Consider the following 1,923-nt stretch of genomic DNA (forward strand, 5'->3'; position numbering starts at 1 on the left):
ACAAAATAATATCAGGCTGATAATGCCTCCATTTGAATACATTTTCCCTTTCCATACCAATCACGCACCCTTTCTAAAGTAATAGTAACAGTATGTCCAAGATTTATAGATTCATTGCAATTGTCCTTAAGTTTTTGCACCAGAACCGAATATCGGCTATCATAATCTAATTTGTAAAATATAATCTCCCTTGATTAAAACTCAATATTCCGTCAATACTGTAGATGACATTAAATTTTCTCCTTGTTCCCCCTTGGAGAACCGAGCAGTTAGCTTTTGCTAGCTGCTCTTTTAATTGCTTCATCTATCGCAAAAGTAATACTGTCAGGCCCCCAACCAGAATGTACCTCCATAAAACTATAAACCGCTTGAAGCATCCATCCTCTATTAAGGATTACCTCACATTTGTCTACTAGATCCTCATATGTTTTCATATCCATACCTCTTTTCCACTGTTCTAATTTCCTCTTCGCTTCTTCAACGTGTTTTGGGCAAAAATCATACTTATCTCCCATTTCTTTTGCACAATCATCACATAACTTACAATCGCAAGTCGTTATCCGCCTTTGGAAATCTATACTAGTCAAGATCGTACCCGTTACATAGTCAAATAGCTTAGTAGCTCGTTTCTTTCCGCACGACTGACAACACTCGTCCCATTTAGGCAACTCATGCACTTGTTCATCTGTACTGTTCAATTCCATTCTCCTTTTCTACAAAATGAAATTTTTGTTATAAATAATGAACTTTCAAAGCTACTGAATGGTAAATATAAATACACTACTATATTTCTATAAAGGGGCGTTTTTATATGAATCCATATCAAAGAATATCTTTAATAATTATTATTTTAATACCACTCTTTTTCTTAACTGTCACTCTAGTAACTGGCCGATGGAGTTTCTTTTTTTTGAGCCTACTGCCTAGTTTCATAAGTGGGATAACAGCTTTCATCGCTTTTCAAAGATCACACCAGTAGACAAAGCACTTTGCAAAGAGTGCCTTTACAAGGCGCTCTTTTTTTAACATATACTTACCAAATAACTATTTTGTTTGACTTTAATTCTTACATAAAACCGACTAGACACTAACGTTTTTATGTAGTATAATTCCTATCAGAAAAATGTTAGGAGATTTATTTATGACTTTTGAAGATAATCGTAAATTAGGAATTCAACAAGGATGCATATTACTAACAGATCAATCACAATATCTTGTTGTTAAAAAGAATGAAAATTATTCTTTATTAAACATCGCAACTGCGGAATGCATAAACTTTGAAGTTTCACTTGAAAATCTTGAAGAAATGGTCCAAGTAGATTTAAAAGAAAAAATTCAAGCTATCATTCCACCAGAGAATATTAAGATCGTAGCTCAAAACAGAATATAAAATGTATTTTCTAAGAGCACTTTCTTTAGTGCTCTTTTTTCGTGAATAGTTTCAAATAACTATTTTGTTCGACTTTCCATTAAGCTAATTTTTCGGTTCTGGTGTAAAAATAAAATAAAAGAGAATAACGCGCATATATTCCTAACGGAATCGTATCTTATGCTGCAAGTCCAAACAATTGATGGATGAATTCTTTCTGATTTTGGACAGACTGGTCCCGTAAATCAAGCTGTTCTTTTTAATCATATGCATGGCTTCTACTCCAGAAAGAATGGATGTAGCTGTGTCAAAATATTTGAACCCTAGCATAGAATGGATTCGCTACTTTATAAAGCGATGATCTTGTTCTACTATGTTATTCAAGTACTTTTGTTGTCTAAGTTGCATACCATCAGGTATGCTTTTTCTTACGATTAGTCAACCTGTATTTATAGATTTTTGAGGGATTGAGTACCAAAAATCTATATCACACATGTATCCACGTATAACGCATACTAAATACCCCTAATATGATTCTTTTTTTTACTAGGGGG

2 protein-coding genes and 1 pseudogene are annotated in these 1,923 nt (G+C 33.4%); 1 reads left to right on the plus strand and 2 read right to left on the minus strand.

Translation table 11 applies throughout. The annotated features are described in order from the left end of the window. Positions 1-269: 269 nt before the first annotated feature. Positions 270-698, minus strand: coding sequence for a hypothetical protein (locus tag AC1DKZ_RS32675; RefSeq protein ID WP_476997959.1), 429 nt, complete (start codon positions 696-698; stop codon positions 270-272). 443 nt (positions 699-1,141) lie between these two features. Between AC1DKZ_RS32675 and AC1DKZ_RS32680 the strand changes: the two genes are divergently transcribed. Beyond that, positions 1,142-1,390, plus strand: a complete 249-nt coding sequence (locus AC1DKZ_RS32680) for a hypothetical protein (RefSeq protein ID WP_377867405.1) — start codon at positions 1,142-1,144, stop codon at positions 1,388-1,390. A 157-nt stretch (positions 1,391-1,547) separates the two neighbouring features. On the opposite strand, the pseudogene AC1DKZ_RS32685 reads toward AC1DKZ_RS32680, so the two are convergent. Then, a pseudogene (locus AC1DKZ_RS32685) lies at positions 1,548-1,795 on the minus strand (DDE-type integrase/transposase/recombinase); the annotation flags it as partial. Between the last annotated feature and the right edge of the window lie 128 nt (positions 1,796-1,923).

This window comes from Bacillus sp. 05T21, from assembly GCF_056396785.1.